Annotated in this window: 29 protein-coding genes and 4 tRNA genes; 18 read left to right on the forward strand and 15 right to left on the reverse strand. The window is 51.5% G+C overall.

The window, feature by feature from the left end; genetic code table 11:
• The first annotated feature begins 12 nt into the window (after nucleotides 1–12).
• The gene (locus ACKC9G_RS14680; RefSeq protein WP_411406694.1) at nucleotides 13–1320 is read left to right on the forward strand and encodes a M18 family aminopeptidase; all 1308 of its coding nucleotides are present in this window, start codon (nucleotides 13–15) and stop codon (nucleotides 1318–1320) included.
• 107 nt (nucleotides 1321–1427) lie between these two features.
• On the opposite strand, the gene ACKC9G_RS14685 is transcribed toward ACKC9G_RS14680, so the two are convergent.
• The 7 genes from ACKC9G_RS14685 to ACKC9G_RS14715 all read right to left on the reverse strand — a co-directional run bounded on the left by ACKC9G_RS14685 (nucleotide 1428) and on the right by ACKC9G_RS14715 (nucleotide 5963).
• Nucleotides 1428–1901, reverse strand: coding sequence for a Dps family protein (locus ACKC9G_RS14685; RefSeq protein ID WP_411406750.1), 474 nt, complete (start codon nucleotides 1899–1901; stop codon nucleotides 1428–1430).
• 304 nt (nucleotides 1902–2205) lie between these two features.
• Nucleotides 2206–3642 (reverse strand): MFS transporter, encoded by a 1437-nt coding sequence (locus tag ACKC9G_RS14690; protein WP_411406696.1) that lies wholly within the window; start codon nucleotides 3640–3642, stop codon nucleotides 2206–2208.
• Nucleotides 3643–3836: 194 nt separating this feature from the next.
• Nucleotides 3837–4154, reverse strand: a complete 318-nt coding sequence (locus ACKC9G_RS14695) for a TusE/DsrC/DsvC family sulfur relay protein (RefSeq protein WP_411406698.1) — start codon at nucleotides 4152–4154, stop codon at nucleotides 3837–3839.
• Nucleotides 4155–4202: 48 nt separating this feature from the next.
• On the reverse strand, nucleotides 4203–4469 hold the full coding sequence (gene tusB / locus ACKC9G_RS14700) for a sulfurtransferase complex subunit TusB (protein WP_411406700.1): 267 nt from the start codon (nucleotides 4467–4469) through the stop codon (nucleotides 4203–4205).
• Between the two features lie 8 nt (nucleotides 4470–4477).
• Entirely contained in the window at nucleotides 4478–4885 is a 408-nt protein-coding gene (gene tusC, locus ACKC9G_RS14705; RefSeq protein ID WP_411406702.1) for a sulfurtransferase complex subunit TusC, read from the reverse strand.
• A complete protein-coding gene (gene tusD / locus ACKC9G_RS14710; RefSeq protein WP_411406704.1) occupies nucleotides 4878–5270 on the reverse strand; it encodes a sulfurtransferase complex subunit TusD in 393 nt (130 codons plus the stop codon). The genes tusC and tusD overlap by 8 nt, the downstream gene beginning before the upstream one ends.
• A gap of 24 nt (nucleotides 5271–5294) precedes the next feature.
• Nucleotides 5295–5963, reverse strand: a complete 669-nt coding sequence (locus ACKC9G_RS14715; protein ID WP_411406706.1) for a Bax inhibitor-1/YccA family protein — start codon at nucleotides 5961–5963, stop codon at nucleotides 5295–5297.
• 286 nt (nucleotides 5964–6249) lie between these two features.
• Here ACKC9G_RS14715 and truC point away from each other — a divergent pair, with 286 nt between their 5' ends.
• On the forward strand, nucleotides 6250–7020 hold the full coding sequence (gene truC / locus ACKC9G_RS14720) for a tRNA pseudouridine(65) synthase TruC (RefSeq protein WP_411406708.1): 771 nt from the start codon (nucleotides 6250–6252) through the stop codon (nucleotides 7018–7020).
• A gap of 203 nt (nucleotides 7021–7223) precedes the next feature.
• The gene (hspQ, locus tag ACKC9G_RS14725; RefSeq protein WP_411406710.1) at nucleotides 7224–7559 is read left to right on the forward strand and encodes a heat shock protein HspQ; all 336 of its coding nucleotides are present in this window, start codon (nucleotides 7224–7226) and stop codon (nucleotides 7557–7559) included.
• Nucleotides 7560–7719: 160 nt separating this feature from the next.
• Here hspQ and luxS read toward each other — a convergent pair whose 3' ends face one another.
• The gene (gene luxS, locus ACKC9G_RS14730; RefSeq protein WP_411406712.1) at nucleotides 7720–8232 is read right to left on the reverse strand and encodes an S-ribosylhomocysteine lyase; all 513 of its coding nucleotides are present in this window, start codon (nucleotides 8230–8232) and stop codon (nucleotides 7720–7722) included.
• Between the two features lie 220 nt (nucleotides 8233–8452).
• Here luxS and mtnN point away from each other — a divergent pair, with 220 nt between their 5' ends.
• A complete protein-coding gene (mtnN, locus tag ACKC9G_RS14735; RefSeq protein ID WP_411406714.1) occupies nucleotides 8453–9205 on the forward strand; it encodes a 5'-methylthioadenosine/S-adenosylhomocysteine nucleosidase in 753 nt (250 codons plus the stop codon).
• 75 nt (nucleotides 9206–9280) lie between these two features.
• On the opposite strand, the gene ACKC9G_RS14740 is transcribed toward mtnN, so the two are convergent.
• Nucleotides 9281–9787, reverse strand: a complete 507-nt coding sequence (locus ACKC9G_RS14740) for a TlpA family protein disulfide reductase (RefSeq protein WP_411406716.1) — start codon at nucleotides 9785–9787, stop codon at nucleotides 9281–9283.
• A 147-nt stretch (nucleotides 9788–9934) separates the two neighbouring features.
• Here ACKC9G_RS14740 and ACKC9G_RS14745 point away from each other — a divergent pair, with 147 nt between their 5' ends.
• A complete protein-coding gene (locus ACKC9G_RS14745) occupies nucleotides 9935–10810 on the forward strand; it encodes an NAD(P)-dependent oxidoreductase (RefSeq protein ID WP_411406718.1) in 876 nt (291 codons plus the stop codon).
• A gap of 77 nt (nucleotides 10811–10887) precedes the next feature.
• On the opposite strand, the gene ACKC9G_RS14750 is transcribed toward ACKC9G_RS14745, so the two are convergent.
• Both ACKC9G_RS14750 and ACKC9G_RS14755 read right to left on the reverse strand, forming a co-directional pair.
• Nucleotides 10888–11751: a DUF1853 family protein gene (locus ACKC9G_RS14750; RefSeq protein ID WP_411406720.1), complete on the reverse strand. Its 864-nt coding sequence runs from the start codon at nucleotides 11749–11751 to the stop codon at nucleotides 10888–10890.
• Nucleotides 11752–11769: 18 nt separating this feature from the next.
• Nucleotides 11770–12573 (reverse strand): response regulator, encoded by an 804-nt coding sequence (locus tag ACKC9G_RS14755; protein WP_411406722.1) that lies wholly within the window; start codon nucleotides 12571–12573, stop codon nucleotides 11770–11772.
• Nucleotides 12574–12678: 105 nt separating this feature from the next.
• Here ACKC9G_RS14755 and ACKC9G_RS14760 point away from each other — a divergent pair, with 105 nt between their 5' ends.
• The 12 genes from ACKC9G_RS14760 (at nucleotide 12679) to ACKC9G_RS14815 (ending at nucleotide 19711) form a co-directional block, all read left to right on the forward strand.
• Nucleotides 12679–12942: an excinuclease ABC subunit C gene (locus ACKC9G_RS14760; protein ID WP_411406724.1), complete on the forward strand. Its 264-nt coding sequence runs from the start codon at nucleotides 12679–12681 to the stop codon at nucleotides 12940–12942.
• Between the two features lie 170 nt (nucleotides 12943–13112).
• Entirely contained in the window at nucleotides 13113–14924 is a 1812-nt protein-coding gene (gene uvrC, locus ACKC9G_RS14765) for an excinuclease ABC subunit UvrC (protein WP_411406752.1), read from the forward strand.
• Nucleotides 14914–15477 carry a CDP-diacylglycerol--glycerol-3-phosphate 3-phosphatidyltransferase gene (gene pgsA / locus ACKC9G_RS14770; protein WP_411406726.1) on the forward strand — a complete coding sequence of 188 codons (564 nt, stop codon included), beginning with the start codon at nucleotides 14914–14916 and terminating at the stop codon, nucleotides 15475–15477. The genes uvrC and pgsA overlap by 11 nt, the downstream gene beginning before the upstream one ends.
• Nucleotides 15478–15598: 121 nt before the next feature.
• A tRNA-Gly gene (locus ACKC9G_RS14775) sits at nucleotides 15599–15674 on the forward strand.
• A 39-nt stretch (nucleotides 15675–15713) separates the two neighbouring features.
• Nucleotides 15714–15787 (forward strand) — tRNA-Cys (locus tag ACKC9G_RS14780).
• Nucleotides 15788–15793: 6 nt separating this feature from the next.
• Nucleotides 15794–15880: transfer RNA gene (locus ACKC9G_RS14785), tRNA-Leu, on the forward strand.
• 801 nt (nucleotides 15881–16681) lie between these two features.
• Nucleotides 16682–17125, forward strand: coding sequence for a hypothetical protein (locus ACKC9G_RS14790; RefSeq protein WP_411406728.1), 444 nt, complete (start codon nucleotides 16682–16684; stop codon nucleotides 17123–17125).
• Between the two features lie 218 nt (nucleotides 17126–17343).
• Nucleotides 17344–17700 (forward strand): hypothetical protein, encoded by a 357-nt coding sequence (locus tag ACKC9G_RS14795; RefSeq protein WP_411406730.1) that lies wholly within the window; start codon nucleotides 17344–17346, stop codon nucleotides 17698–17700.
• A gap of 132 nt (nucleotides 17701–17832) precedes the next feature.
• A complete protein-coding gene (locus ACKC9G_RS14800) occupies nucleotides 17833–18210 on the forward strand; it encodes a hypothetical protein (protein ID WP_411406732.1) in 378 nt (125 codons plus the stop codon).
• Between the two features lie 115 nt (nucleotides 18211–18325).
• A complete protein-coding gene (locus tag ACKC9G_RS14805) occupies nucleotides 18326–18685 on the forward strand; it encodes a hypothetical protein (RefSeq protein ID WP_411406734.1) in 360 nt (119 codons plus the stop codon).
• 140 nt (nucleotides 18686–18825) lie between these two features.
• Entirely contained in the window at nucleotides 18826–19194 is a 369-nt protein-coding gene (locus ACKC9G_RS14810) for a hypothetical protein (protein WP_411406736.1), read from the forward strand.
• Between the two features lie 127 nt (nucleotides 19195–19321).
• Nucleotides 19322–19711 carry a VOC family protein gene (locus ACKC9G_RS14815; RefSeq protein WP_411406738.1) on the forward strand — a complete coding sequence of 130 codons (390 nt, stop codon included), beginning with the start codon at nucleotides 19322–19324 and terminating at the stop codon, nucleotides 19709–19711.
• 112 nt (nucleotides 19712–19823) lie between these two features.
• Here ACKC9G_RS14815 and ACKC9G_RS14820 read toward each other — a convergent pair whose 3' ends face one another.
• The 4 genes from ACKC9G_RS14820 to ACKC9G_RS14835 all read right to left on the reverse strand — a co-directional run bounded on the left by ACKC9G_RS14820 (nucleotide 19824) and on the right by ACKC9G_RS14835 (nucleotide 22990).
• Entirely contained in the window at nucleotides 19824–20246 is a 423-nt protein-coding gene (locus tag ACKC9G_RS14820) for a hypothetical protein (RefSeq protein WP_411406740.1), read from the reverse strand.
• A 153-nt stretch (nucleotides 20247–20399) separates the two neighbouring features.
• Entirely contained in the window at nucleotides 20400–21680 is a 1281-nt protein-coding gene (locus ACKC9G_RS14825; RefSeq protein WP_411406742.1) for a Y-family DNA polymerase, read from the reverse strand.
• Nucleotides 21677–22195 (reverse strand): LexA family protein, encoded by a 519-nt coding sequence (locus ACKC9G_RS14830; protein ID WP_411406744.1) that lies wholly within the window; start codon nucleotides 22193–22195, stop codon nucleotides 21677–21679. The genes ACKC9G_RS14825 and ACKC9G_RS14830 overlap by 4 nt, the downstream gene beginning before the upstream one ends.
• 204 nt (nucleotides 22196–22399) lie before the next feature.
• The gene (locus tag ACKC9G_RS14835; RefSeq protein WP_411406746.1) at nucleotides 22400–22990 is read right to left on the reverse strand and encodes a YajG family lipoprotein; all 591 of its coding nucleotides are present in this window, start codon (nucleotides 22988–22990) and stop codon (nucleotides 22400–22402) included.
• 249 nt (nucleotides 22991–23239) lie between these two features.
• Here ACKC9G_RS14835 and ACKC9G_RS14840 point away from each other — a divergent pair.
• Nucleotides 23240–23316: transfer RNA gene (locus ACKC9G_RS14840), tRNA-Asp, on the forward strand.

The following is a 23316-nucleotide window of genomic DNA, read 5'->3' on the forward strand; positions in this document are numbered from 1 at the left end:
TCAAGGTAGTGTATGCAATCAGTAAGAGACTTCAATGCGGGGTTGCTGGATTTTCTCCAGGCTTCGCCGACGCCTTATCATGCCGTCGAAAGTATGCAGACTCGCCTTGCGAAGGCGGGTTATCTTCCACTTAACGAGAAAGATGCCTGGCAACTTGAACCGGGGAAATCTTATTACGTTACCCGTAGCGGTTCTTCCATTATTGCTTTCACTCAGCCAACCGAAGCGCAGGCGCTGGAAAAGGGCGTTCAGCTTGTTGGGGCGCATACGGACAGCCCTTGCCTTAAAGTAAAGCCGCAGCCTGAACTGCACCGGCACAGTTATGCTCAGGTGGGGGTGGAGGTTTACGGTGGCGTTCTGCAAAACCCCTGGTTTGACCGTGACTTGTCGCTGGCAGGTCGTGTTACCTATCGCACCGACAAAGGTGAGCTTGCCTCTTGCCTGATCGATATGAAAAAGGCGGTCGCTATTATCCCGAGCCTGGCGATTCATCTGGATCGTGAGGTAAATAAGCAGCGCAGCATTAATGCTCAGCTGCATCTGCCGCCCATCCTTTGGCAGGAAGCGGAAGGCGAAAAGTTTGACTTTCGTGTCTGGCTAAAGTCATGGATGCTGGAGCAGCAGCTCGTTGGTGACATGGAAAAAATCCATGACTTCGAATTGTGTTTCTATGATGTCCAGGCTCCTGCGCTTATTGGTGTTAGAGACGACTTCATCGCCAGTGCCCGCTTGGACAATCTGCTCAGTTGCTGGATTGGTCTGCAAGCCTTGCTTGAGGATCAGGCGCCCGGCAGTTTGCTGATCTGTACTGATCATGAGGAAGTGGGTAGTGCCTCGGCCTGTGGTGCTGAAGGCCCGTTCCTGATGGATGTGCTCAGCCGCATGTTCCCTGATAGCGAGACGCGGACACGTGTGATTAATCGCTCATTGCTGGTGTCTGCTGATAATGCTCATGGGATTCATCCTAATTATGCGGATCGTCATGATGCCAACCACGGCCCGTTGCTGAACCGCGGCCCTGTTATCAAAATTAACAATAATCAGCGCTATGCCACTACCAGCGAAAGCAGTGCGGTGCTGCGTGAGCTGGCTCTGCTGGAGGATGTTCCCGTGCAGGCGTTTGTGGTTCGAAGTGATATGGCCTGTGGCTCGACTATCGGCCCTATTACGGCGACCAATACGGGATTACATACGGTTGATGTCGGCGTACCGACCTTTGCGATGCACTCTATCCGAGAGCTGGCGGGAAGTCAGGATGCCTGGTACCTGTATCGCATGATGACGCGTTTCTACCGAGACTGTCCCCGCCTGAACGGCTGAGCTTTCTGTAGACCCTGTTCATCAGAATAAAAAAGCCAGTCATTTGACCGGCTTTTTGTTGATGTATGCGAATACGCGCTTGGCTTTCAGAGCATGCTGAACAGGGCTTAGTCTTCCAGCAGCGCGCGTAGCATCCATGCGGTTTTTTCATGCAGAGCCATACGGCCAATCAGAACATCGGCAGAGGCTTCATCAGCAGCTTCCTGCGCTATCGGCAGTACAGCGCGGCAAGTGCGGACCACTGTTTCGTGGCCTTTGACCAGCAGCTGAACCATCTCGCGGGAATCGGTAACATCGTCACGTTCTTCTACGCTGGTCAGCTGGCTGAATTCTTTGTAAGTCCCCGGTGCACGCATGCCAAGAGAGCGAATACGTTCAGCAATATCATCAACGGCGGTCGCCAGTTCGGTGTACTGCTCTTCAAACATCAGGTGCAGGGTACGAAATTGCGGCCCTGTGACGTTCCAGTGGAAGTTATGGGTCTGCAAATACAGGGTGTAGCTGTCAGCCAGTAAGCGGGCCAAGCCCTGAGCAATGGCTTCACGATCTTTGTCACTGATACCGATATTGATTTGTTCCATCTTATCCATGTCTATCTCCTCAAATCCCGGAAGCAATCTTGACCTGCTAAAAAGTCATTTGAGATATCGCCGGGTGACTATTCACGGTGTTGAATCCAGACGTCATCAGCGCGTCTTTCGATAGATTCAGTGTCGCAACAGGCCACCTTATTGAACAGTGATATCTCTCTACGATGTTGATAGCCAGACTCTATGAAGCTCCTGCTATCAATAATTTATTACTTCTAATGACATGGATGTAATGACAAAGCTGGGCAGTCTCAAGCTCAGCCTATTGACCTGAGACAAGTGATTAGAGCATCGGCTAGCGATGCTCTCGGAAACTTTCGAATTGCTCCGTGCTTGCGGTTGTTTGCTCCGCTTTTTCCGTTTCAGCTTCCTGCAGTTGCTGAGCTTCTGCCAGCTGTTCCTCCATAGCCTGAACTTCGTCCGGCATAGCGTCAGTGACTTGCTCCATGGGAACAGGGTCATGCACAAAGTCATCGGCATTTTCCGGCTCATCGAACTGATTCACATCCGCACGAGGGTCCAGCTCGGCTGTGACGGTCGTGTTCGGCGGTACAGGGGTGTAGTTCTGATGTTCTTCCAGTGGAACCGGCGCTCGTACACGCTTGCGATAGCTCAGATACACCGCCAGCAGCGCGCTGGTTACGCCGAAATAGACAAACAGCCCCTGAGAGCCAAGAAGCTTCATTACCAGAGGGGCAATGAGTGGGCCTATGACGGCCCCCAAACTGTAAGCCAGCATCAGTCCCTGGTTAGCACTGATTACCTGATCAGGATTGAGTTCGTCGCAGGCATGGCTGAGGGCGATAGGGTAGAGCGCGAAACTCAGGCCTCCAAACAGGAAAATCAGAATCGTCTGCAGATTAAAGGCCGTGTTGCCATTGGAAATGATAACTGTCGCGCTGGTCAGGGTGATCGCAACGCACAGCAGGAGCAGGACAATACGACGATCAAGCTTGTCGGAGAGTTTGCCTACCGGATACTGAAGCGTCATCCCGCCGAAAATTACCACTGCCATCAGATTTGCAACCGTCGAAATATCAGCTCCTGACTCGGTAAAGAAAAGCGGCAACAGACCATAAACCGTGCCAATGATCATCCCAGAGGTGAAGCTGCCAAAGGTACCGGAAGGGGTAAGTTTAACCAGTTGAAAGATATTCAGACCCTGTGTTGTTTCCAGTTGTGGGCTGGAAACGCGGGTTAGCGATAGTGGGACCACGGAGAGAGACGCTGCAATGGCGGTCATGGCGAAGGGCGCCAATACCATGGGATCAATCAGCTTCAGGAGTAGCTGGGCAATAGCCAGGGCGCCGTACAGCAGAATCATGTAGACCGCGAGCACTTGTCCGCGGGTTTTGGCAGTGCTGGAGACCAGCAGCCAGGATTCAATCACCACAAAGAGGCCGCTGGTCGCCAAGCCTCCCAGAAAGCGCAAACCGATCCATACATGGGCATCCACAATTAGGCCATGCAGAACTGCCAGGCTTGCAAGAATGGAGGCATACGCTGAGTAGGCACGGATATGACCAACCCGCAGAATAATGCGGGCATTGATGAAGGAGCCAAAGAATAGCCCGGCAAAGTAAGCCGCAGAAACCAGACCGATCTGCGTCGGAGAGGCATGCTCCGCAGACAAACGCAGAGTAAGAAGGGTGGTTAGCAGGCCGTGGCCAAGGGTAAAAATGACCAGACTGAAAAGCGGCGTGATGACGCCAGAGAGGGATGCCAAAGCCATTGCGGGGTTACCAGGATGGATAAAAAGTGAGCGGTTCTCAAGGCGGCACTATAAGGGTTATACACCGCAATTCAATGCAAAGAGTCGAGTTTTTTGATGAGTTTTCGTGATCTTGCTGATGAGCGGGAGTATCGAGTCGCTTAGCAAAAATCATAACGGGTTTGTGGAGCTGCTCGGCTCCAGAGACAAGGGGCTTAGAGGCAGTTTGTCGGCTTGGGCAGCCCCGCGAGTTTAGCCGCAAGTTTGGCGGGGCTCTCAGGGAAAAGTTTCATGACATAGAGACTGTTGCCTTTGTCTTTTCCCAGCCGCTGGCCGATGGTTTTGATCAGTGGACGCGTCGCAGGAGACAGGCCAAATTCACGATAAAAGTCGCGAAGCAGGTGCAGGATTTCCCAATGTGCTGGCGTCAGGCTGATATTTTCCTGTGCGGCCAGCCATTCTGCCGTGTTCTCATTCCAGTCCGCTAAATCCACTAGGTAGCCTTCAGGGTCCAGGGCAGGGTGTTGGCTCATAAGAAATCCTGTTCAAAATCGACAGTGCCAGGCAGGTAAAAACAGATCCTACCAGCTCAGACTGCTGCTGTGTTTTTCTGTCAAAGCGACAAAACCTGCATCATCAATCACCATAACAGCGGCATTGGCTGTCACTCCACGGGCTTTGAGGTCTCTTTCCAGAGCATACAGACTGATGCCTTCTGGCATGTTTAGCGTGAGTACAGCGTAGACCGCATCGGCAATCAGCAGAATGTCATCGGTAGCGGGATCAATACGCCCGAGGCAGGCCTTAAAGTCACCGCTTTGCGGCGATCGATGGAGAATATGCAGCATAGTCTGTTCTACACGCTAATCAGGTGGCGAGCTTGTTTAAGCAACGCCGCTAAATGGCAGCGACTAACTCGGGTCACTTCGATGGCGAGTGAGTGACTCTCAAGACCTCGTTCGGCGAGGCTTTCTGTTTCCACAAATACATGCTCGATATCGTAGAGCTCCAGTGCATTCAGCATGGACGAAATCTGTTTGCCTGCGATTGCACCGGCATTCTGATCTGGCAGTAGCTGAAATACGCCATCGTCCAGAAATATCAGAATGACATCCTGTCCAAAGGCGGCCAGCGCTAATGCCGCTTCGATACTTTCCCGTGCGTGTTGTGATGCCAGAGGCCCATGGCGTAAGACCAGTGCGAAGGCGTTCCCGGGGAGCGTGGGCGCTGCTGTCCCGGGATGGGTCATGATTGCTTCAGCCATTAAATGTCACCACGCGATCGGCGAGGATGGATGCCTCGGCCAGTAAGCCCAGCCCGCCCAGCACGAAGCCCTCCGCCATGGAGTCGCCTTCAAGGCCGTGGCGGGCGGCTTCGCTGTCTGAGATCACTCCGCGGCGCTGTGCAGCGGCAATGCAGAGTACCAGTTCGGTATGGGTGTCTTTGGCAAATTGCTGCCAGTCATGGGTCAGATTGCTTTCATCCTGAGCTGAGACGCGAAAGCGATTGCCTGTGTGAATTGCTGGCCCGTAAAAGAACACACGAGAAAGCTCATGGCCCTGAGCCAAAAGTGACTGGCAGAAATAGAAAGCAGAGCGCGCCGCCTGGGAGTCCAGGGGCGCGCCATTGATCAGTACTGCGTACTTCAAAGGTTTATCCTGTCGGGCTAGCCGTCAGTCGTCGTTGCTGAAAGCGCCAACCAGCTGCAGAAGTGCAGTGAAGAGGTTGAGGATGTTCAGGTACAGGCTAACGGTCATCAGCACATAGTTGGTTTCGCCACCGTGAACCATGTTGCTGGTGTCATAAAGAATGAATCCGGAGAACAGGATAACGGCTGCAGCGGCCATCGCCAACTGAATACCGGACAGATCCACAAACAGGCCGATCAGGCTTACGCCTACCAATGCCAGAATACCGACAAACAGGAAGCCGCGCAGGAAGCTGAAGTCCTTGCGGGTGGTGATGGCATAGAAAGACAGTCCCGCGAAAATGATACCGGTCAGGCCTAATGCGGTCATGATGATCTCGCCGCCATTAGCCATCGCCAGATACATGTTCAGAATCGGGCCGAGGGTAAAGCCTGCGAAGCCGGTGAAGGCGAAGGTCAATGGTAGCGCCATGACGGAGTTACGCTGCCACTGGATCGCAAACAGCAGGCCAATCATCACTACCAGATTGAGCAGTGGGTGCAGGCCGAAATTCAGGGTGGTAGAAACTGCCGCACAGATGGCACTGAACACCAGTGTCATGGACAGCAGGCTGTACGTATTCCGGATCACCTTATTAGCGACGCTTGTCGATAACTCGTGTGAGCCTGTATTGGATACAGAGCGAATAGGCATACACTTTCCTCGTGGTCAGTATCTGGTAAGTCGTTTATTAGAAAAAGCTTTTACAGTTCTTCCTGAAATTATGCAAGAAATAAGGCGAAAAGTCCGTAACGTTTCTTTGCAAAAAACATCTGGCTTCCTACGGGCGGTTATCCCTGATACGTCTAACAATCAGACAGTCTTCAAAGGCTGATGTTCCCCTGTTGGTCATTTCACTTACTCTGCCATGCTAAATTGTGGCGTTGACTGCTAATTTCAATTCCCTAGACTGCCAGCGTTTTCCAGCATGAGTGTTGCCATGTCCACGCCATTACCCATTCTCTACCAGGATAACGATCTCGTTGTTATCTATAAGCCTGCAAACATGCTGGTACACCGCTCGTTTCGTTCTCCCGGGGAGACGGTCTTTGTGCTGCAGAAGCTGCGTGATCAGCTGGGGCAGCATGTCTTTCCTGTGCATCGCTTGGATCGGCCCACGGCGGGGGTGATGGTGTTTGCGCTTTCTTCCGAGATTGCACGTGCGCTGGGCGAGCAGTTTACTACCCATAGAGTGCAGAAAACCTATCTGGCGATCGTTCGTGGGCATGTGCATGAGGCCGGTGTGATTGATCATCCACTGGATGTTCAGGTGGATGACTATGACGATCCTCGCGCGGCGCAAGACAAAGAAGCTCAGGAGGCGGTTTCTCATTACTGGCCTGTTGCCCAGGTCACTTTGCCTATTGCTATAGGTCGCTATCCTGAGGCGCGCTATACCTTGGTTGAGCTTGAACCTAAGACAGGCCGTACCCATCAGTTACGCAGGCATATGAAGCATTTCTTCCATCCGATGGCGGGTGACACCAGTTATGGTGAAGGTCGGCATAACCGTTTATTCAGGGAGCATTTTAACTGGCATCGTCTGGCGCTCTTTGCCGTGGGGCTTGAGTTGATTCACCCTCGAACCGGCGAAAAGCTAAGTATAAAAACTCCGCCAGATCAGGAAGCTATGACGCTTTTTGAACAACTGGGGTGGAAATTTGCTGATGAAATGCCAATTAATAGAAGTGTGAAGGTGATAACGGCCTAACCGCAGTCGGGTCAGGTGTTATTGAAGTGAGTTCACTCTTAAGTCGTAGTTCGCGTTGTGAAAGCGGACGGTAAGAATGCTTCTCATAGAGGAGCTGCATCCTGAAGGATCAAGGAGACAATAAAACCAAGACATTCAGGTCTGTCACTCTGCATTCCCATCGGGGGAAGATGTTGCACCAGACCTCCACAGGAGGAATTGATATGCAATACCGTGAAGCCAAGTATGCAATCGGACAGATAGTAGAACACCGGTACCTGGGATATCGTGGGGTCATCGTGGATGTAGACTACGCCTACGCTATGGACAGTTCGGTACTTGAGCAGGTGAACTCTGCTCTCAACAATGAAGGACGCCCGGCGCTGGACTCGGATCAGCCTTTTTACCTGATCCTTTCAGACGACACCTCAGACCATCTGTATATCTCTGAAGTGAATCTGAAAGATCATGATGACTTTATCGATGTCGATCATGACGAGATTCCACACTATCTGGATAAAACCAAAGGGTTGTATAAACCGCGTTTCTTCCTGCATTGATGTTGGCCGTACGATGAAGCGCAGTTTCTGAAGAATCATTACCAATCAATGTATTAGTCAACCATCGTAAAATGACAAAGGCCCGATTAGTTTCGGGCCTTTGTGTATCTGCAGCATTTAACGCGTTAACTCTGCATCAAACCGGGAAGATTCTTGCTGATTAACTGTGCAGCTTGAGGAAATCTTCGCTCAGGTACAGTTCATCATTCGAGTTCACCAGAATGCCGCGCTCGATAACGTTGCGGGCAATTTCCTGCGCTTCGATCAGAGAATGCATTTCGTAAGTGCCGCACTGGTATTCATTCAGTTCAGGAATGTCGTTCATTGCCTGTACTTCGGTGACATCTTTCATCGCCGCTTTCCAGGCATCCGCGACGCGCTGTTCTGCAGGAGTACCGATCAGGCTCATATAAAAGCCGGTGCGGCAGCCCATCGGAGAGATGTCGATGATTTCAACGCCATTGCCGTTGAGGTGGTCGCGCATAAAGCCCGCGAACAGATGTTCCAGCGTATGGATGCCTTTTTCGGAAAGAATTTCCTTGTTGGGCAGGCAGAAGCGCAGGTCAAATACCGTGATGGTGTCGCCTTTTGGGGTCGCCATGGATTTCGCAACGCGAACTGCAGGGGCGTGCATACGGGTATGGTCGACTCGGAAACTGTCTAGCAGAGGCATATCTCTTCCTTCCTGACAAGCATTCAAACGGTTCAGGCGCCAGTATAACAGGTCGCCACGGCACTGCATTGGGGAATGCTGCAGCCTTTTGATACCATGCTGCAATCCACAGGGTATGTCGCTGCGTCTTCAGTTGGAATAGATACCTGCAACTGACTGCTGCGCCCAACCAGCGATATTTAATTAATGTCATTACTCAAAGTAACTTCAGGACAATCATATGACAGCCAGCCTGCGTGAATTCAAGCGAGGAACTCCTCTGAAAGTCGCCATTATCGGCGCCATGGAAGAAGAGGTTGAACTGCTGCGAAGTCAGCTCGAAGATCGCCAGACCGAGACCCACGTGGGTTATGAGTTCTCAAGCGGCAAGCTGAACGGTGTGGAAGTGGTCTTGCTCAAATCTGGGATTGGAAAGGTAAATGCGGCGCTTTCAACCACTTTGCTGCTGGAGCGTTACCAGCCGGATTGTGTGATTAATACTGGCTCTGCCGGTGGTTTTGATGCGGCGCTGAATGTAGGTGACGTGGTGATTTCTACTGCGGTTTATCACCACGATGTGGACGTGACCGTCTTTGGTTACGCTCCCGGTCAGGTGCCAGGCCTGCCTGCGCAGTTCCTGCCTGATGAGCTGCTGAGCGAAGTGGCTCAGTCCGCGATCCCGCATGTGAGCGCACAAGAGCAACAGATTGTTCAGGGCGAAATCGCCACCGGAGATGCCTTTATGAATGACCCGGTGCGCGTTGAAGCAGTGCGCAGTATTTTCCCAACGATGAAAGCGGTAGAAATGGAAGCTGCGGCGATTGCACAGGTGTGCCATCAGTTTGCCAAGCCATTTTTGATCATACGTTCGCTGTCGGATATTGCCGGTAAAGAATCGAATGTCAGCTTTGATCAGTACCTGCCAAAAGCTGCCAAGCACTCCGCAGCGATGGTGACAGCAGTCACCGCGGCTTTGGGTAAAACACTGGGTTGATCTGAGACGCTCAAGCAGAACCATTGAAAAAGGCGCCTTGTAGCGCCTTTTTTATTTTCGCACAGCAGGAAAGCCTTAGTGTTGGTCCATTCTTGCTTTTAATGAGTCCATCGTTTCCTGACTGTCCCATTCCTTCATGCCGGAAATCGTCTCAACCACCTGGCCATCAGGGCTGATCAGCCATGAGCTGGGTAAGCCTTTAAGGCGGAGCGAAGTCAGTAGCTGGTTTTCCTCATCACTGATAATGGGCATGCTGGGCGTCCATTTCATTTTTTCCCAGAAAGCATCAAGTTGCTGACGGGAGTCACCCAGATTAATGGCCAGTACACGGAAAGGGCGCTCCTTACCCAATGACTGATCCAGCTTATCCAGCGCTGGCAGCTCATGGACGCAAGGCGGACACCAGGTGGCCCAAAAATTCACTAGCAGCCATTTACCCTGATACTCCGTCCAGTCGACAGGCTGCGACTGTTCATCCAGCAGTAGCTGCTGTTTTATTTCGTCCAGATCCTGTGCCCATACCACCAGAGGCGAGAGCAGTGACAGGAGCAGCAGGGGAAGGGCGATCAAGAGTTTTTTCATTCTGGCGTACCTTCTGTCCGGGTCGCGCTTTGGAAGGAGTTTGTTTAGTATCCGCAGAGGTTTGTCCTCAGGCTTCCCTGAATATGTTCAGTAACGCGATGGCGGCAAATTCTACCGTCGCTGGCCGCGTTACTCCAAGGAGGAAAGATGAAAGTCGCATTTGTTGGGTTAGGTGTCATGGGCTATCCCATGGCGGGTCATCTGCTGAAAGCAGGTCACGATGTCACCGTTTACAACCGCACTACCAGCAAGGCGGAAGCCTGGGTCGCTGAGTATGGTGGCCAGCATGCCCTGACCCCGATGGAAGCAGCTCAGGGCGCTGAGATGGTATTTTGCTGCGTTGGCAATGATAACGACCTGCGCGAAGTGACTCTGGGTGAGCAAGGTATTTATAAAGGGTTAGGCGAGGGTTGCTATCTGGTTGATCACACTACTGCTTCTGCCGAAGTGGCGCGCGAGCTCGATGCACAAGCTAAAGCTCAGGGAGCCTACTTCCTCGATGCGCCTGTCTCTGGTGGTCAGGCTGGCGCGGAGAATGGTGTGCTAACCGTAATGATGGGTGGTGATCAGGCTGACTTTGACACAGTGCTGCCTGTGATTCAGTGCTATTCACGTCAGGCGCGTTTACTTGGGCCTGCAGGCTCCGGTCAGTTGGCGAAGATGGTCAATCAGATCTGTATCGCCGGTATTGTTCAGGGGCTGTCAGAAGGCCTTCATTTTGCTGAAGCGGTTGGTCTGGATGGCAAGGCGGTCGTGGATGTCATCAGCAAGGGTGCTGCTCAGTCCTGGCAGATGGAAAACCGTTCAGCGACCATGCTGGATGGCAAGTTTGATTACGGCTTTGCGGTAGACTGGATGCGCAAGGACCTCTTTATTGCTCTGACGGAAGCCCGTAACCACGATATTCACCTGCCGCTAACCGCGCTGGTTGACCAGTTCTACTCAGATGTACAAAGCATGGGCGGTGGCCGCTGGGATACCTCAAGCCTGATTACGCGTCTTAATCGCAATAAAGCCAAGTAAGACCCGCTAAGACGTGGTGTCTGAAAATGAATAAAGGCGGGATATCCCGCCTTTATTGTTTTATACCTTGCTGCTTTTTAAGCGGGTAAATGAATCTCCAGAGCGCGCTGGTGCCACGTATCAGGTACTACCATCAAATGGTGTTCCTGATCCGTCTTCAGCATCAGGCGGACTGGTCGTTGCCACGTCTGTGACTGCTTGAGCAGCTCTTCACTGTGATCACTTAACCTGCCGATAAGGCCTGTCTCATCGGGACCGCCCAACCAATGCCGGTAGACAAGTTGATAGAGTTCGGCCTCTGGATAGTGAGTGTGCAGTAGTGGCAGTTGCGATTGCTTTAGCCAGCGGCCTTGGTGATGCTCCGGGTTGAGCTCGGGCAATGTGGGCAAAGACGAACCCAGCGGGTAGAAAAGTCGTCCTGGCATATGAATCAGCTGGCGCATGGTTTGCGTTGCCTCCGGCCACTCATGTTCGTGAAGCCAGCGAGTGATCTCAGGATGCTTGCTGATTGGCAACTGGTGCTCGATGAGCCGCTGATATTTCACGGCCAGCGTATCTTTGATATCCGGTCCGACAAAGGCGTTAAGCCCCTGCGCCGCCAGCTCCGGCACAAAGAGATACCACTTCACCGCCAGTTCAAGGTGCCAGAGTTCGCTGTTTTTCCAGCGCAGCAAGAAATCAAGCTCGCCCAATGTGCGCTGGTTTTCCTGAATCTGCAGATGATCGGCAATCGCTTCCAGCTCAGGATGCTGCTGTAACAACCATAGCATCAGCACCTCAGCATAAATGCCTAAGCGGCCGGGTACGCAAGCTGCCGGTAAGATGTCAGGTAGCGCATAAGAGAAAAATCCTGCGCTATCCAGGCAATGGTGATCATGGAGCAGTGCCGGCGCCGAGCAAAGCCAGTCAATATCCTTGCGGCGCCATGAGAAGTCAGTCATTGCGGAGGAAAAATGATGTTACTGGTCAAGCATGAGATGCATCATTCGGCGCAGCTCATTCAGATCAAAAGGCTTGTCACAAATGGCATCGACTCCCGCCTGACGAACCGCACTCAGGCGTGACTCATCCTGCTCGGAGGTGATCATCATAATGGGGATGTGGCTGAGTTCAGCATTGTCACGAATACCGCTGACGAGGGCCGCGCCATCCATCTCCGGCATGTTGTAGTCGGTGACGACAAGGTTGAAGGTATCTTCCTGCAGAAGGTTAAGTGCCTCCATGCCATTCTCGGCCATGGTGATCTCATGGATTCCCATGTTGGTCAGTACCCGAGCGATATGCTTTCTCGACATCGAGCTATCGTCAACCACCAGCACTTTTAGCTCGGCGATGTCGTAATTCTCAAGATGCACTTCTTCTTCGGTGAAGTAGTCCAGAGTGGCTTCCAGTGCCCGGTTCAGTGCTTTCACTGAGAAGGGCTTGGGCAGAATAGCGATGGCTCCTGCCTGACGGATAGGTTCAAGATGCTCCAGTTTGCTCTCACTGGATATCAGAATAAAGGCAACATCATCTGTGCCGGAACGGCGGCGCAGGTCGGTAATCAGGTCCGTACCGGTGCCGCTGGGTAAATACAGGGCGCTGATAACGACATCGGGTGGGTAGCGCTCGATAATTTCGATCGCCTGAGGAAGGTCTTCAACCGCCTCTACCTGAGTACATCCGGCATCTTGCAGCGCTTCCTTGATCAGCTTTCGCTGGAGTGAGGAAGGCTCAATCAGAAGAATGGCCAGCTGGGTCAAATCAAGTCGCGCTTGCGCCATAACTGCGTGGAATCCTTCTAGGTTAGGTGAGTGTCGGACCTCGAAATCTGTTAAAGTCCCACCTCATGACATCTTAGACTCAGGCAAACGGGTTTTTCCAGCATCATGTCCGAAACCGATATCAACAAGATTCTTGTCAATGGCGCGACTATTTCGCTCGAAAAACTTCGCCGCGCCAGTAATTTCGAAAGCCTGCTTTTCCACTATGCCGAAATCAGCGTCTACCTTGAAGTGTCTTTATCAGAAGGTGCAGGTATTTCTGACTGGTCGCGTCAGGCGCTGGCGAAACTCTTTGCCGATGCCGCCTCCGTATTTATGGACCGAAAACGTCACTGGCATCGTGATGAGCCTGATGGAACTGACATCTAGCGCTTTTTTCTTTTCCGAAACGCTTGAAACCCGACACTTCACGACACTATGTAAGGCTTATGTCCAGTAGTAAGGCTAGTCCATCCGACGTGACTGAAAATGTCGCTGCATATGTGAATGTTGGCGGGGAAAAGGCAGTTTCTCTCGACGTGTCCTCGTTGCTGGCGAATATGCCGCGGCGTCCGGGTGTTTATCAGATGCTGGGGCCGGGTGATGAGATCCTGTACGTCGGTAAGGCATCCGACCTCAAGTCGCGAGTAAGTAGCTATTTCCGCTCCACTGGGCTGACTCCCAAAACCCAGTCATTGGTCAAGCGCATCGCACGAGTGCAGTTCACTATCACCAATAGTGAAACGGAAGCGCTACTGCTCGAGCAGAACCTCATCAAGAAGTTTCGTCCGCCCTATAACATTCTTCTGCGTGACGACAAATCCTATCCGTACATCTTTATTTCCACGCGAGATGAGTACCCGGCAATTCGCTTCCACCGGGGCTCTCAGCGCAAGCTTGGCCGTTATTTTGGCCCCTTCCCCGGTAGTAGTGCTGTTCGTGACAGCCTGCAATTGATGCAGAAGGTCTTCAAGCTACGCACCTGTGAGGATTCTGTTTTTAATAACCGCTCTCGGCCTTGCCTGCAGTATCAGATCAAGCGTTGTACTGCGCCTTGTGTGGATCTGATTGAAGCAGAGGATTACCAGCGTGATCTTGAGCATGCCATCATGTTTCTGGAAGGGCGAAGCCGAACGTTGATGGAAGATCTGCAACAGCAGATGGAAACAGCCTCAGAAGAGCTGGCCTTTGAGCGTGCGGCTGTGTTGCGGGATCAGCTTATTAGCTTGCAGCGTGTGCAGGAGCAGCAGTTTGTTGATGGCACAGGTGGCGATGCGGATGTGCTGGCGGCAGAGATCCGTCCTGGTGGCGGCTGTGTCCACGTCCTTTTCGTAAGGGGAGGGCGTATTCTTGGCTCGCGGACTTACTATCCGCAGTTAAGCGTTGAACATACCCAAGCCGAGCTGCTGTCAGCATTTATTCCCCAGTTTTATCTCGGGAATTCCGGACGTGAGATTCCCAGGGAACTGCTCCTTAGCCATCTTCCCGAAGACGGGGATGTGATCGAGTCGGCGCTATCGGAGAGTTTAGGGCGACGTTTGCCCTTGAATTCTCCTCAACGTGGCGACAAGGTGCAATGGCTGAAACTGGCTATTACCAATGCTCAGGAAAACCTCGCGGCGTATCTGGCTGGAAAAGATAATATGCTGCAGCGCTTTGTCATGCTTCAGGAAGCCATGGGGCTGGATGAGCTGCCCAAACGCGTTGAGTGTTTTGATATCAGTCATAGTCATGGTGAGGCGACAGTGGCCTCCTGTGTCGTATTTAACCAGCAAGGGGCCAACAAGAGCGCTTATCGGCGCTTCAATATTGAAGATGTGAATGCCGGTGACGATTATGCCGCCATGCATCAGGCACTACAGAGACGTTATGGTCGGCTGACTCGCGAGGGTGAATCGCTGCCTGATATCCTGCTGGTGGATGGCGGTAAAGGTCAGATGACCCAGGCCCGCGAGGTGCTGGCGGAGCTGGGGATTGAGTCCATGCAGCTATTAGGGGTGGCCAAAGGGCCAACGCGTAAACCCGGTATGGAAACGCTCTGGCTCGAAGGTGATGACCAGCCGCTGATTCTGGATCGCGCTTCTCCGGCACTGCATCTGATTCAGCAGATTCGTGATGAGGCGCACCGTTTCGCTATTACCGGGCATCGTCAACGTCGGGATAAAGCACGCAGAACATCCACTCTGGAAGGGATTGCCGGAGTAGGGCCAAAGCGCCGGCAGGCGCTTTATCGCCATTTTGGTGGTATACAGGGAGTGAAACGCGCCAGTCTGGCTGAGTTGAGAAAAGTCGCGGGAATCAACCAGCAGCTGGCCCAGGATATTTATGATCATCTTCACCCTGGAGGGGTAGAAACCCAGCATGAATCTTAACTTCCCAAACCTGCTTACCGGCTTTCGGGTTTTGCTGATCCCGGTGATCGTTGTGGTTTACTTTATGCCGTTCAGCTGGGCGGCCATGGCAAGCGCGTTGATTTTTATGCTGGCCTCGTTTACGGATTGGCTGGATGGCTATCTGGCGCGCAAGTTAGATCAGAGCACGCCTTTTGGGGCCTTTCTGGATCCTGTTGCTGACAAGTTAATGGTTGCAGTGATCTTGGTCATGCTGGTCGACACCTATTCCAATCTTTGGATTACCTTGCCCGCTTGCGTCATCATCGGCCGCGAGATTCTTATCTCTGCGTTACGTGAATGGATGGCTGAAATTGGTCAGCGTGCGAGTGTTGCCGTGTCTTACATTGGTAAGGTTAAAACGACTGCGCAGATGGGGTCTTTGGTGATTCTGCTGGCTTTTCCGGGGGGCTCCTGGCAAAGCTACGTTGGTTTGGCTGGGTTAATGATCGCAACGCTTTTAACGCTGTGGTCGATGATTATCTATATGAAGGCTGCCTGGCCGATTCTGATGGGCAAGCGAGAATCTCACTGAGCGCCTGTATAGGCGCTAAGTTCTTCACCTGTAAGAATTTTTTATCTCCAGGTCTGTTGACAGGAAAAGGTTAGTCTCTATAATGCGTCCCCGTAGTCGCCGCAACGGTGCTACAAACAATGCGGGAATAGCTCAGTTGGTAGAGCACGACCTTGCCAAGGTCGGGGTCGCGAGTTCGAGTCTCGTTTCCCGCTCCAATCTAAAGATTGGAAAACTGACAGGTAATAGTCATCCGGGGCTGGATGGCAGAGTGGTCATGCAGCGGACTGCAACTCCGTGTACGCCGGTTCGATTCCGACTCCAGCCTCCATTCCTTGCCTGGATGGTGAAATAGGTAGACACAAGAGACTTAAAATCTCTCGACCTTTTGGTCGTGCCGGTTCGATTCCGGCTCCAGGCACCATTCAAAATCTCCTCTTAAAATCCCTCCAAGTAGTTGTTTTTAAAAGAATTTTTTCTTTAAATTTTCTTCTCGTTTTTTTGAATTTTCTCTCTTCTCACCTCCTTTTCCTCGTTGGCGAGTGAACGTGTTCCGCAATCGTCTGTCATCAAAAGCTGAGAAAATCGACACCGTTTTTCTCTGGAGCTCTGTGCGAATCATTGGGCTTTAGCTGATCTCGTGCTTGTCCATGTGGGCTGTAACAGTTTTCTAAGGAACTACCCCGGAATCTTCCCCACCTAGAGTGTGAAGTACGTCATAAAACTGACGTGGTTGTGAGGCAAAATGTCGCCACTTCACAAAGGATAAGCAAGACAGCGGGAGGCTGCTTGCACATTCGGGGGCTTATTCAGATGCGGCTATTTCCGTCTAATAACATGCAGATTGGCAGTGGTCGTTACCACGGTAGAGCCTATTGGATCATGGCACCTCGAACGCTAACTGAGTTCACAATTTCAGTAGAGGGGCTGCCTGCGATGACATCACAGTCACTGGTATTTGATTCCCGTGAGCAGGCGCTAGAGCTGGCAAGAAGTATTGTTGAAGAATTAATTGACGCTGAGCAATCAAGTTTCGTCGCCTGACTCCATTCGCTGATTGCTTGCGACTTTGGGCGGTGCGGGAAGCCTTCCCATTAACTGGGCTTTTCTTTGTTTACGTCTTCTTGCCTTTCACCCTGTACGCCCTCTTTTTGTGCGAAAAATATCTTAAGTGACCTCTATTCGGTTTTTTTTGCTGGCGCGTGCACCTACGCAGCATTATTTCATGGCATATGTATTGCTATTTGCTAAAAGTATCGATGTCAGAGGTATCGGTATACTAGCGAGAAGAAAGTCATGGATGGTTTTTTCTCACTCCAGCATTTCCGGGGAGAGTTTATCAATGTCATTAATCCGTGTTAGTGGAGGCGATTGCCACCGCGGTTTTTATCATGGCAGAGAGTTTTTTATTTTCGTGGCGTCTCAGTGCAGCACCTCAAATCATGCTTATCGACGCGTCAGCGTTCGTATCGACTGGAGTGCCGAGGTTTGTCTTGGCTCTTTTGCTTTTGATTCATTAAGCCAGGCATATCTTTTTGGCCGTGTTCTGGCTCAGGAGTTGATTGACGAAAAGGGCATACCGGACTATAGCCGCAGCCACTTTTCCGGACCAATGGCGCCATATTCTCGACAGTTGTCGATGCTGCCAGGTATGGAGCTTGCGGCCTGACTATCCAGTCAGTGCACTAGTAATTTTCTTCGCCTATGCTTTTAGAGGCCTGCATTCAGTGGCCTCTAACCTATTGCCGGTTTTGGCTTTTCTGTTTTGCCTGCTTCAATATTGCCGACATCGGTAAGACCTATAGTGCTGCGTTACGACTAATGTCGACGGATTTAGTGCGTTATATGGTCTTTAATGATGTGAGTGCTATTTCCGGGGAGTGATGGATGCGAAAGCAGGGCATCGGTTTTTTAGCCATTCTGGTTACCTATCTTACTGGTTGTGAATCGCCCCAGGATGATTTTGCCCGTTTGGGCACTGAGAACTTTAATCAGGATGTCTGGTCGATAAGTGTCTCAAGTCGGCCCTATATGCTTCACGATCTTATCGATAGTTATGCGTTGGTTGGCATGAAAGCAACGAATGTCAAAGCGCTATTAGGTCAATCCGATAGTTTTTATGAGCGTGATGATGTCCCTGCTTATTTCATCAAAGCGGATTATTCCTGTTTGGTGGCTATGCCAGTGGATGCCCAGTCTCTTCAGGTACAGCAAGTGATTATTCTTCCTAAGGGCTGTCTCTGACATCCTGCGACGCTCCCTGCCATCCTCCTTTTCTATCGATGTGATTTATCACGCCATTCTTCGGGACTCCTTTAAATACTCAGCGACAGCCTAGTAATTAACGTGGTAATTTTACCAAATATTGTGTCATTAATGACATTTGGTGATTTTATGCGGGTGTTAATGCTATTACTGATGGGAGTACTCGGCTTTATGTTGGGCGGCTCTGATGGTCCCGATGCTGAGTATGTGCGTCTCGATCATGAGCGCTTTAATCAAGGGGTGTGGAGGATCAGCGTTTCCAGTCGTCCTTATATGCTGGTTGATCTGGTCAAGGAATACCGGCTGGTAGGAATGGACCGTAGCGCTCTGATTAGCTTGCTGGGGGAGCCGGATAGCTATCATCAAAGTAGTAATATTTCGCCAGCTTATCATCTGAATACTGAGCGTGTATGCGATGTGGTACTTCCGTTAGATCATCTCACCGGGAAAGTAGACAAAGTGCAGATTTCACCTCAGGGCTGTATTTAATCCGTCAAAAAAAACACCAGTAACGTCCTGGCATGATTTAGTAACCCCGTGGCGCCAAAGCAGCAGGGTTTCTCCGTATGCTTTGATCAGTAATTGATCATATCGGGGTGTCATCATGCGTGGCTATACTTTGGCGCTGACCATTGCGCTTGCTTTAGGTCTTAGTGGCTGCATGTCGAAGCAGGAAAATTACCAGCATCTGGGAGCGCGTCAGTTTGATCCTGAGATGTGGCGCTCTCATGTAGAAGATCGTCCTGCCATGTTGGAAAATCTGATTAGTGAACATCATCTTATCGGTATGAAGCGTCAGGATGTTGCCCAACTTCTTGGCAAGTTCGATATCTATTATAGCGGTAGCACTTCTCGTGCTTACCGGCTAAGTCAGTCCGAGCTCTGTGTCCTTGGGCTTTGGATGGACAATAGCTCTCTGACGGTTACCCAGGCTGAAGTCTGGCCCAGAGGGTGCGCGGGTTAAGTCGCCACTGCTCCTGCTGAGTTTCTCTCTATCGAGGTTGCCGACATTCCGGTGACCCGTATCCCCTTTCTTGCGCTAGACGCCTGCTGTACTACTATTGTTAATCCTCTTCCATCAATTAAACGGTGAGGAGTGCAGCAGTGCGGTTGCGTAATGCTTTATTTGGCGCGTGTGCGCTGGGTGCTATCGGCCTTGCTGTGCTTTCGGGTTGTAGCCAGAAAGGCGAGCTTAGCCATCTTGAAGGTGAGAATTTTAACTCTCAGGTGTGGCGTGTCAGTGTGCATAGCCGATCTGTGATGCTGGCTGATCTCATGAAAAAGCATCGACTTTTAGGAATGACGGCTGAGGAAGTGACAAGTTTACTGGGTCGTTCTGATGCCTATTTCGAAAATGATAAATTTCCTGCCTATCATCTGAACTCCAGTGACAGCTGTATTTTGGCGATGCCTATCGACAAAAAATCGGATCGGGTACTACAGATTGTCGTCTCTCCGGCAGGTTGTCTTTAACTGATACTTTAGGTCTACTCTTTATGAGTGCCCACTTGCTTTTCATTTTCAGACATCATCTAGTGAAGCGTTGCTTCGCTTCTCCTGCTTAGCCTCTATCTTCCAGCCTATTTTTCTCGGAGTCTGTATGTTTAGTCACGTCATGATCGGCTCAAATAACATCGAACGTTCCAAAGCTTTCTATGATGCAGTGATTGCTGTTCTCGGAGGTGGGGAAGGCATGTTAAATACAGCATCGACAGGCCATCGGCGTCTTTTCTATCGCCATCAGGGCAGCAGTTTTGGCATCACTCAGCCTATCAATGGCGAGCCGGCAACTGTGGCCAATGGCTCAACACTTGGCTTTAAATGCGACTCTGAAGCACAGCTACTGAAGTTTCATGAGGTGGCTGTTGCACATGGTGGCACTGCTATTGAGGATGCGCCAGGTCTTCGTTCCAGCCCTATGGGGGATATGTATCTGGCGTATGTGCGTGACCCGGATGGTCACAAGTTATGCGCTATCTATCGACCATGAGCAGTAGGTCCGCTCAGCAAAAAGCCCGGGTAAATCCGGGCTTTTTCATATCGTGAACATGTCATCAGGCTTTTGAGCGGAGAGGAATCTTCCGCTTGCTGGGACTTCAGTCTTACATGGCCTTAATAACGTGCATTACCAGTTTGCCGTCGGGTTTTACCGGGCCATCTTCTTTCGCGCCCAGAGTATATTCAAAAACGCCTGTCTTCATGCCGCCGGCTTCACCATGCACCATGAGCATCAGCATATCGCCGGGTTTTACTGGCTCAGTCAGGATAGCAGTGACGTCTTGATTATCACCTTTCTTAATAGGGGCATAACCTACCACCGGGCCAGGCTTCATCGACGCATCGGTGCGGTGTACCACCATCCAGCCATTGCTTTCTGCACTGATCATGTCGGCGCTTACTGTACCTCCGGAGACGCTCTGATCGCTGGCTTTAACACCCATATCGGCATAGGACACAGAGGTAGCGCCCATCAGGGCAGCGGTCAGACCAAGGGCTTTTAAGGAGGTTTTGATTGTCGCTTTCATAATGCCTTCCTGTGTTTCATTGTGAACGTGGGAACTGCAGTTAGCGTTTTCTCTCTGGCTAACACGTTCTTTTACGAAGGCGTTGTTTAAATTGGTTCACATTTTTTGTGAATTTCTTTAAAAATTCTTATGGTTTTGTATAAGCTCCTGTTTCTAAAAGCTTTCTTTATTTGTGATCAGATGAACTTTTAGCAGATTCTGCCAATCGGTCGTGTACGCTGGTGTCTTTCTGCGTTGGGCCATATTCCATGTGCTGCTCTGCCAGCCTTCACGAGCGGTTCTAAGCGCTCCTTTTCCGTGTCTGGCGTTAATTTGCTCAATCAGTGCGGCCTGTGCGGATGAGCTTTTTGCTGAAAATAGATCCTGCTGGAAGTGCTTGGCCGGTTCCAGTCCATACAGCATGATGCCGGCTTTGGTGTAGCGAAAGTCCCGGCGGAATAGGGTATCCAGTAAATGATTGGCACTGCGAGTTAGCAGACAGAGATCCTGTGTGGGCTCTGTAAAGCTCAGATAATTCTGGTTGGAATAATAAGAATGCTGACTGTGAGGGTTGGTGCGAATAAATACGCCGAGAGTGGCGGTAGCCATCTTCTGAGCCAGTAGCTTTTCGTGGCCTCGACGTACGTGGTGTGCAATTGCCTGGCGAATAGGCTCGATGGTGCTGAGTGAGTGACCAAAAGAGCGTGAGGCAAAAATCTGCTGACGCTCAGGGGCAACTTCCTCCAGTTCAATGCAGCTAATGCCGTTCAGCTCATGAATGAGTCGCTCCACCAGCACGCTGTATTCACGCCTCATGGTGCTGGGGTGTGCCTGAGCCAGATCATCCACTGTCGAGATGCCTTGTGCTCGTAGTCGGGTGATCAGGCGTCGGCCAATTCCCCAGACTTCACTGACATCAATTTGTTGATACCACTGGCGGCGCTCTGAGGCTGACAGGATGGCCAAGTCAAAAACGCCCTCATTTTCAGGCCACTTCTTGGCGATATGATTCGCCAGTTTTGCCATCGCCTTACTGCTGCCAATGCCAATGCCTACAGTGATGCCCGTCCACTGCTCAATTTGAGCGCGTAATTGGCAGGCAAGCGTCTGGCGCTCGGGGACGCCACTTAGATCAGCGAATGCCTCATCGACCGAGTAGACCTCCATGCGAGGGAGCGTATCGCGAATAATCGACATAACGCGACGACTCATATCACCGTAAAGCGCATAGTTACTTGAACGTACGATTGCCTTGTGCCGCCGCAGGCTGTCGCGGATCAGGTGTAAGGGGGCTCCCATCGGAATGCCCAGAGCCTTGGCTTCTGCGCTTCGGGCAATGATGCAGCCGTCATTGTTGGAAAGAACAACAAGAGGCCGGTCACGTAAACGAGGATCAAAGACTCGCTCGCAACTGGCATAGAAGTTATTGCAGTCAATTAACGCGAAAACGGTCATCCCAGGCGCCTCGCCACGCCTGTTACCACGCCCCAGATTCGTAGCTCATCAGCTTCGTTCAAAGTGATAGGTGGATAAGCCGGATTGGCAGGCAGTAAGCGAGGCCGAGGGGTGGAGGCTTCCAGGATTTTGACGGTGAACTCGCTATTGATATCTGCCACAACGATATTGCCGGCCACTGCTTTGCGCGAACGGTCAACGACCAGAATGTCGCCATCCATAATGCCCTGATCCTGCATGGAGTCGCCGATAGCCCGAACCAGAAACGTTGCTGCCGGTTGACTCACCAGATAATCGTGCAGGTTGAGCGGGTCGGTCAGGTAATCATCACAGGGACTTGGAAAGCCTGCGGCAATACGCTCCAGATAAAAAGGCGTCGACGTGCTGACTGAGGAGCTGGCGCCGTGTGGCTGGGATTGAGGCTCGTGCTGGTCGATGGTGGCTAAACACGCTGAAGAGCCGTTGGGTTCGATGACTTCAGCAAAGTCATGAATAAAAGTGCAGGACATTGCCATAGGAAATACTCGCAATACTGTGTTTATATACAGTATCTGGGAGGTTAGTGATACTGGCAAGTCTCATGTAGTCAGTATGAGCAAAACTCATTCTTCAGACTTGCAAGCGCATCGGGAGCTGTATGGAAACAAAAACGGCTAACCTGTTGGGTTAGCCGTTATCGTCGTTAGCCTGTATGTAGAGTCAGGCGAGGGGAGAGCGCTTTAATAGCGAGACATGGCGCTGATCAGCTTGGGGTCTTGCAGAGCGTGGCTCAGCGTTTCTGCCAGCAATTCATTGATAATCTTGCTGTTGGTTTCTTCGCTGGGGACGTGGGAGAACTCATGATGTTTCTCTGTCTTGAAGGAGCCGGTATAGCTTGAGCCATTCGGACTACTGACAACGATGCGAATGGCATCGGATAAGTCGACTACCTGAATCAGGCTGCGTACCGAGGGCTGATAGGTCAGCTTATCCAGGATGACATTCATCTGAACGTCGGCATTCTCAGACGTTGTGATCTGAAAACCCATCTGTGTAAGTGCACCAGCCATACTGCCTTTCAGGCGCTGTGGCGCTTGGGATGACAGGGTGACATTGCTGGTTTGAGCATAAATACCGCCGCGAGTACCCAGAACCTTTGACGCGCGCTGATCTGAGACGGTGACGCTAATGCGTTTCCCCGTGGCCGCGTAGCTGCCCGGAGTAATCTGCGGATTGACATTAACTGCCTGAGGGCTCAGGGCGCATCCGGCCAGCACCAGGCCCGCGATAAAAGCGGCCGCAGTGCGAAGAGAGGTTTTCAAATTCAACATGGTGGTTTCCCGATAAACAGTCGAGCACAGGTTAAAGTCATGCAGGCATTTAGCGGTGGTGCACCTTGAGCGTCAATAGTCTGGAACAAAGCGACACAAAGCAGGATGGAGGCGGGAGTCGCTACCTGTACACGGTGCGATAGGAGTAGTAAAACAGGGGAAATAAAAAGTGTTTTAAGTGTTTGACAAGTATCGGGAATTGCGTAAAATGCGCTCCCACACAACGACGCTGTCGGGGTGTTACATTGCGGAGCGGTAGTTCAGTCGGTTAGAATGCCGGCCTGTCACGCCGGAGGTCGCGGGTTCGAGCCCCGTCCGCTCCGCCA

The sequence above is a fragment of the Pokkaliibacter sp. CJK22405 genome (assembly GCF_046614695.1).
GTDB lineage: Bacteria > Pseudomonadota > Gammaproteobacteria > Pseudomonadales > Balneatricaceae > Pokkaliibacter.

What these genes read in the sequence shown, in the direction of transcription:
- ACKC9G_RS14680 (WP_411406694.1), top strand. Translation starts at nt 13, where the DNA reads ATGCAATCAGTAAGAGACTTCAATGCGGGGTTGCTGGATTTTCTCCAG.
- ACKC9G_RS14685 (WP_411406750.1), bottom strand. Translation starts at nt 1,901, where the DNA reads ATGGAACAAATCAATATCGGTATCAGTGACAAAGATCGTGAAGCCATT.
- ACKC9G_RS14690 (WP_411406696.1), bottom strand. Translation starts at nt 3,642, where the DNA reads ATGGCTTTGGCATCCCTCTCTGGCGTCATCACGCCGCTTTTCAGTCTG.
- ACKC9G_RS14695 (WP_411406698.1), bottom strand. Translation starts at nt 4,154, where the DNA reads ATGAGCCAACACCCTGCCCTGGACCCTGAAGGCTACCTAGTGGATTTA.
- tusB (WP_411406700.1), bottom strand. Translation starts at nt 4,469, where the DNA reads ATGCTGCATATTCTCCATCGATCGCCGCAAAGCGGTGACTTTAAGGCC.
- tusC (WP_411406702.1), bottom strand. Translation starts at nt 4,885, where the DNA reads ATGGCTGAAGCAATCATGACCCATCCCGGGACAGCAGCGCCCACGCTC.
- ACKC9G_RS14715 (WP_411406706.1), bottom strand. Translation starts at nt 5,963, where the DNA reads ATGCCTATTCGCTCTGTATCCAATACAGGCTCACACGAGTTATCGACA.
- truC (WP_411406708.1), top strand. Translation starts at nt 6,250, where the DNA reads ATGTCCACGCCATTACCCATTCTCTACCAGGATAACGATCTCGTTGTT.
- hspQ (WP_411406710.1), top strand. Translation starts at nt 7,224, where the DNA reads ATGCAATACCGTGAAGCCAAGTATGCAATCGGACAGATAGTAGAACAC.
- luxS (WP_411406712.1), bottom strand. Translation starts at nt 8,232, where the DNA reads ATGCCTCTGCTAGACAGTTTCCGAGTCGACCATACCCGTATGCACGCC.
- mtnN (WP_411406714.1), top strand. Translation starts at nt 8,453, where the DNA reads ATGACAGCCAGCCTGCGTGAATTCAAGCGAGGAACTCCTCTGAAAGTC.
- ACKC9G_RS14740 (WP_411406716.1), bottom strand. Translation starts at nt 9,787, where the DNA reads ATGAAAAAACTCTTGATCGCCCTTCCCCTGCTGCTCCTGTCACTGCTC.
- ACKC9G_RS14745 (WP_411406718.1), top strand. Translation starts at nt 9,935, where the DNA reads ATGAAAGTCGCATTTGTTGGGTTAGGTGTCATGGGCTATCCCATGGCG.
- ACKC9G_RS14750 (WP_411406720.1), bottom strand. Translation starts at nt 11,751, where the DNA reads ATGACTGACTTCTCATGGCGCCGCAAGGATATTGACTGGCTTTGCTCG.
- ACKC9G_RS14755 (WP_411406722.1), bottom strand. Translation starts at nt 12,573, where the DNA reads ATGGCGCAAGCGCGACTTGATTTGACCCAGCTGGCCATTCTTCTGATT.
- ACKC9G_RS14760 (WP_411406724.1), top strand. Translation starts at nt 12,679, where the DNA reads ATGTCCGAAACCGATATCAACAAGATTCTTGTCAATGGCGCGACTATT.
- uvrC (WP_411406752.1), top strand. Translation starts at nt 13,113, where the DNA reads ATGCCGCGGCGTCCGGGTGTTTATCAGATGCTGGGGCCGGGTGATGAG.
- pgsA (WP_411406726.1), top strand. Translation starts at nt 14,914, where the DNA reads ATGAATCTTAACTTCCCAAACCTGCTTACCGGCTTTCGGGTTTTGCTG.
- ACKC9G_RS14790 (WP_411406728.1), top strand. Translation starts at nt 16,682, where the DNA reads ATGGCATATGTATTGCTATTTGCTAAAAGTATCGATGTCAGAGGTATC.
- ACKC9G_RS14795 (WP_411406730.1), top strand. Translation starts at nt 17,344, where the DNA reads ATGCGAAAGCAGGGCATCGGTTTTTTAGCCATTCTGGTTACCTATCTT.
- ACKC9G_RS14800 (WP_411406732.1), top strand. Translation starts at nt 17,833, where the DNA reads ATGACATTTGGTGATTTTATGCGGGTGTTAATGCTATTACTGATGGGA.
- ACKC9G_RS14805 (WP_411406734.1), top strand. Translation starts at nt 18,326, where the DNA reads ATGCGTGGCTATACTTTGGCGCTGACCATTGCGCTTGCTTTAGGTCTT.
- ACKC9G_RS14815 (WP_411406738.1), top strand. Translation starts at nt 19,322, where the DNA reads ATGTTTAGTCACGTCATGATCGGCTCAAATAACATCGAACGTTCCAAA.
- ACKC9G_RS14820 (WP_411406740.1), bottom strand. Translation starts at nt 20,246, where the DNA reads ATGAAAGCGACAATCAAAACCTCCTTAAAAGCCCTTGGTCTGACCGCT.
- ACKC9G_RS14825 (WP_411406742.1), bottom strand. Translation starts at nt 21,680, where the DNA reads ATGACCGTTTTCGCGTTAATTGACTGCAATAACTTCTATGCCAGTTGC.
- ACKC9G_RS14830 (WP_411406744.1), bottom strand. Translation starts at nt 22,195, where the DNA reads ATGGCAATGTCCTGCACTTTTATTCATGACTTTGCTGAAGTCATCGAA.
- ACKC9G_RS14835 (WP_411406746.1), bottom strand. Translation starts at nt 22,990, where the DNA reads ATGTTGAATTTGAAAACCTCTCTTCGCACTGCGGCCGCTTTTATCGCG.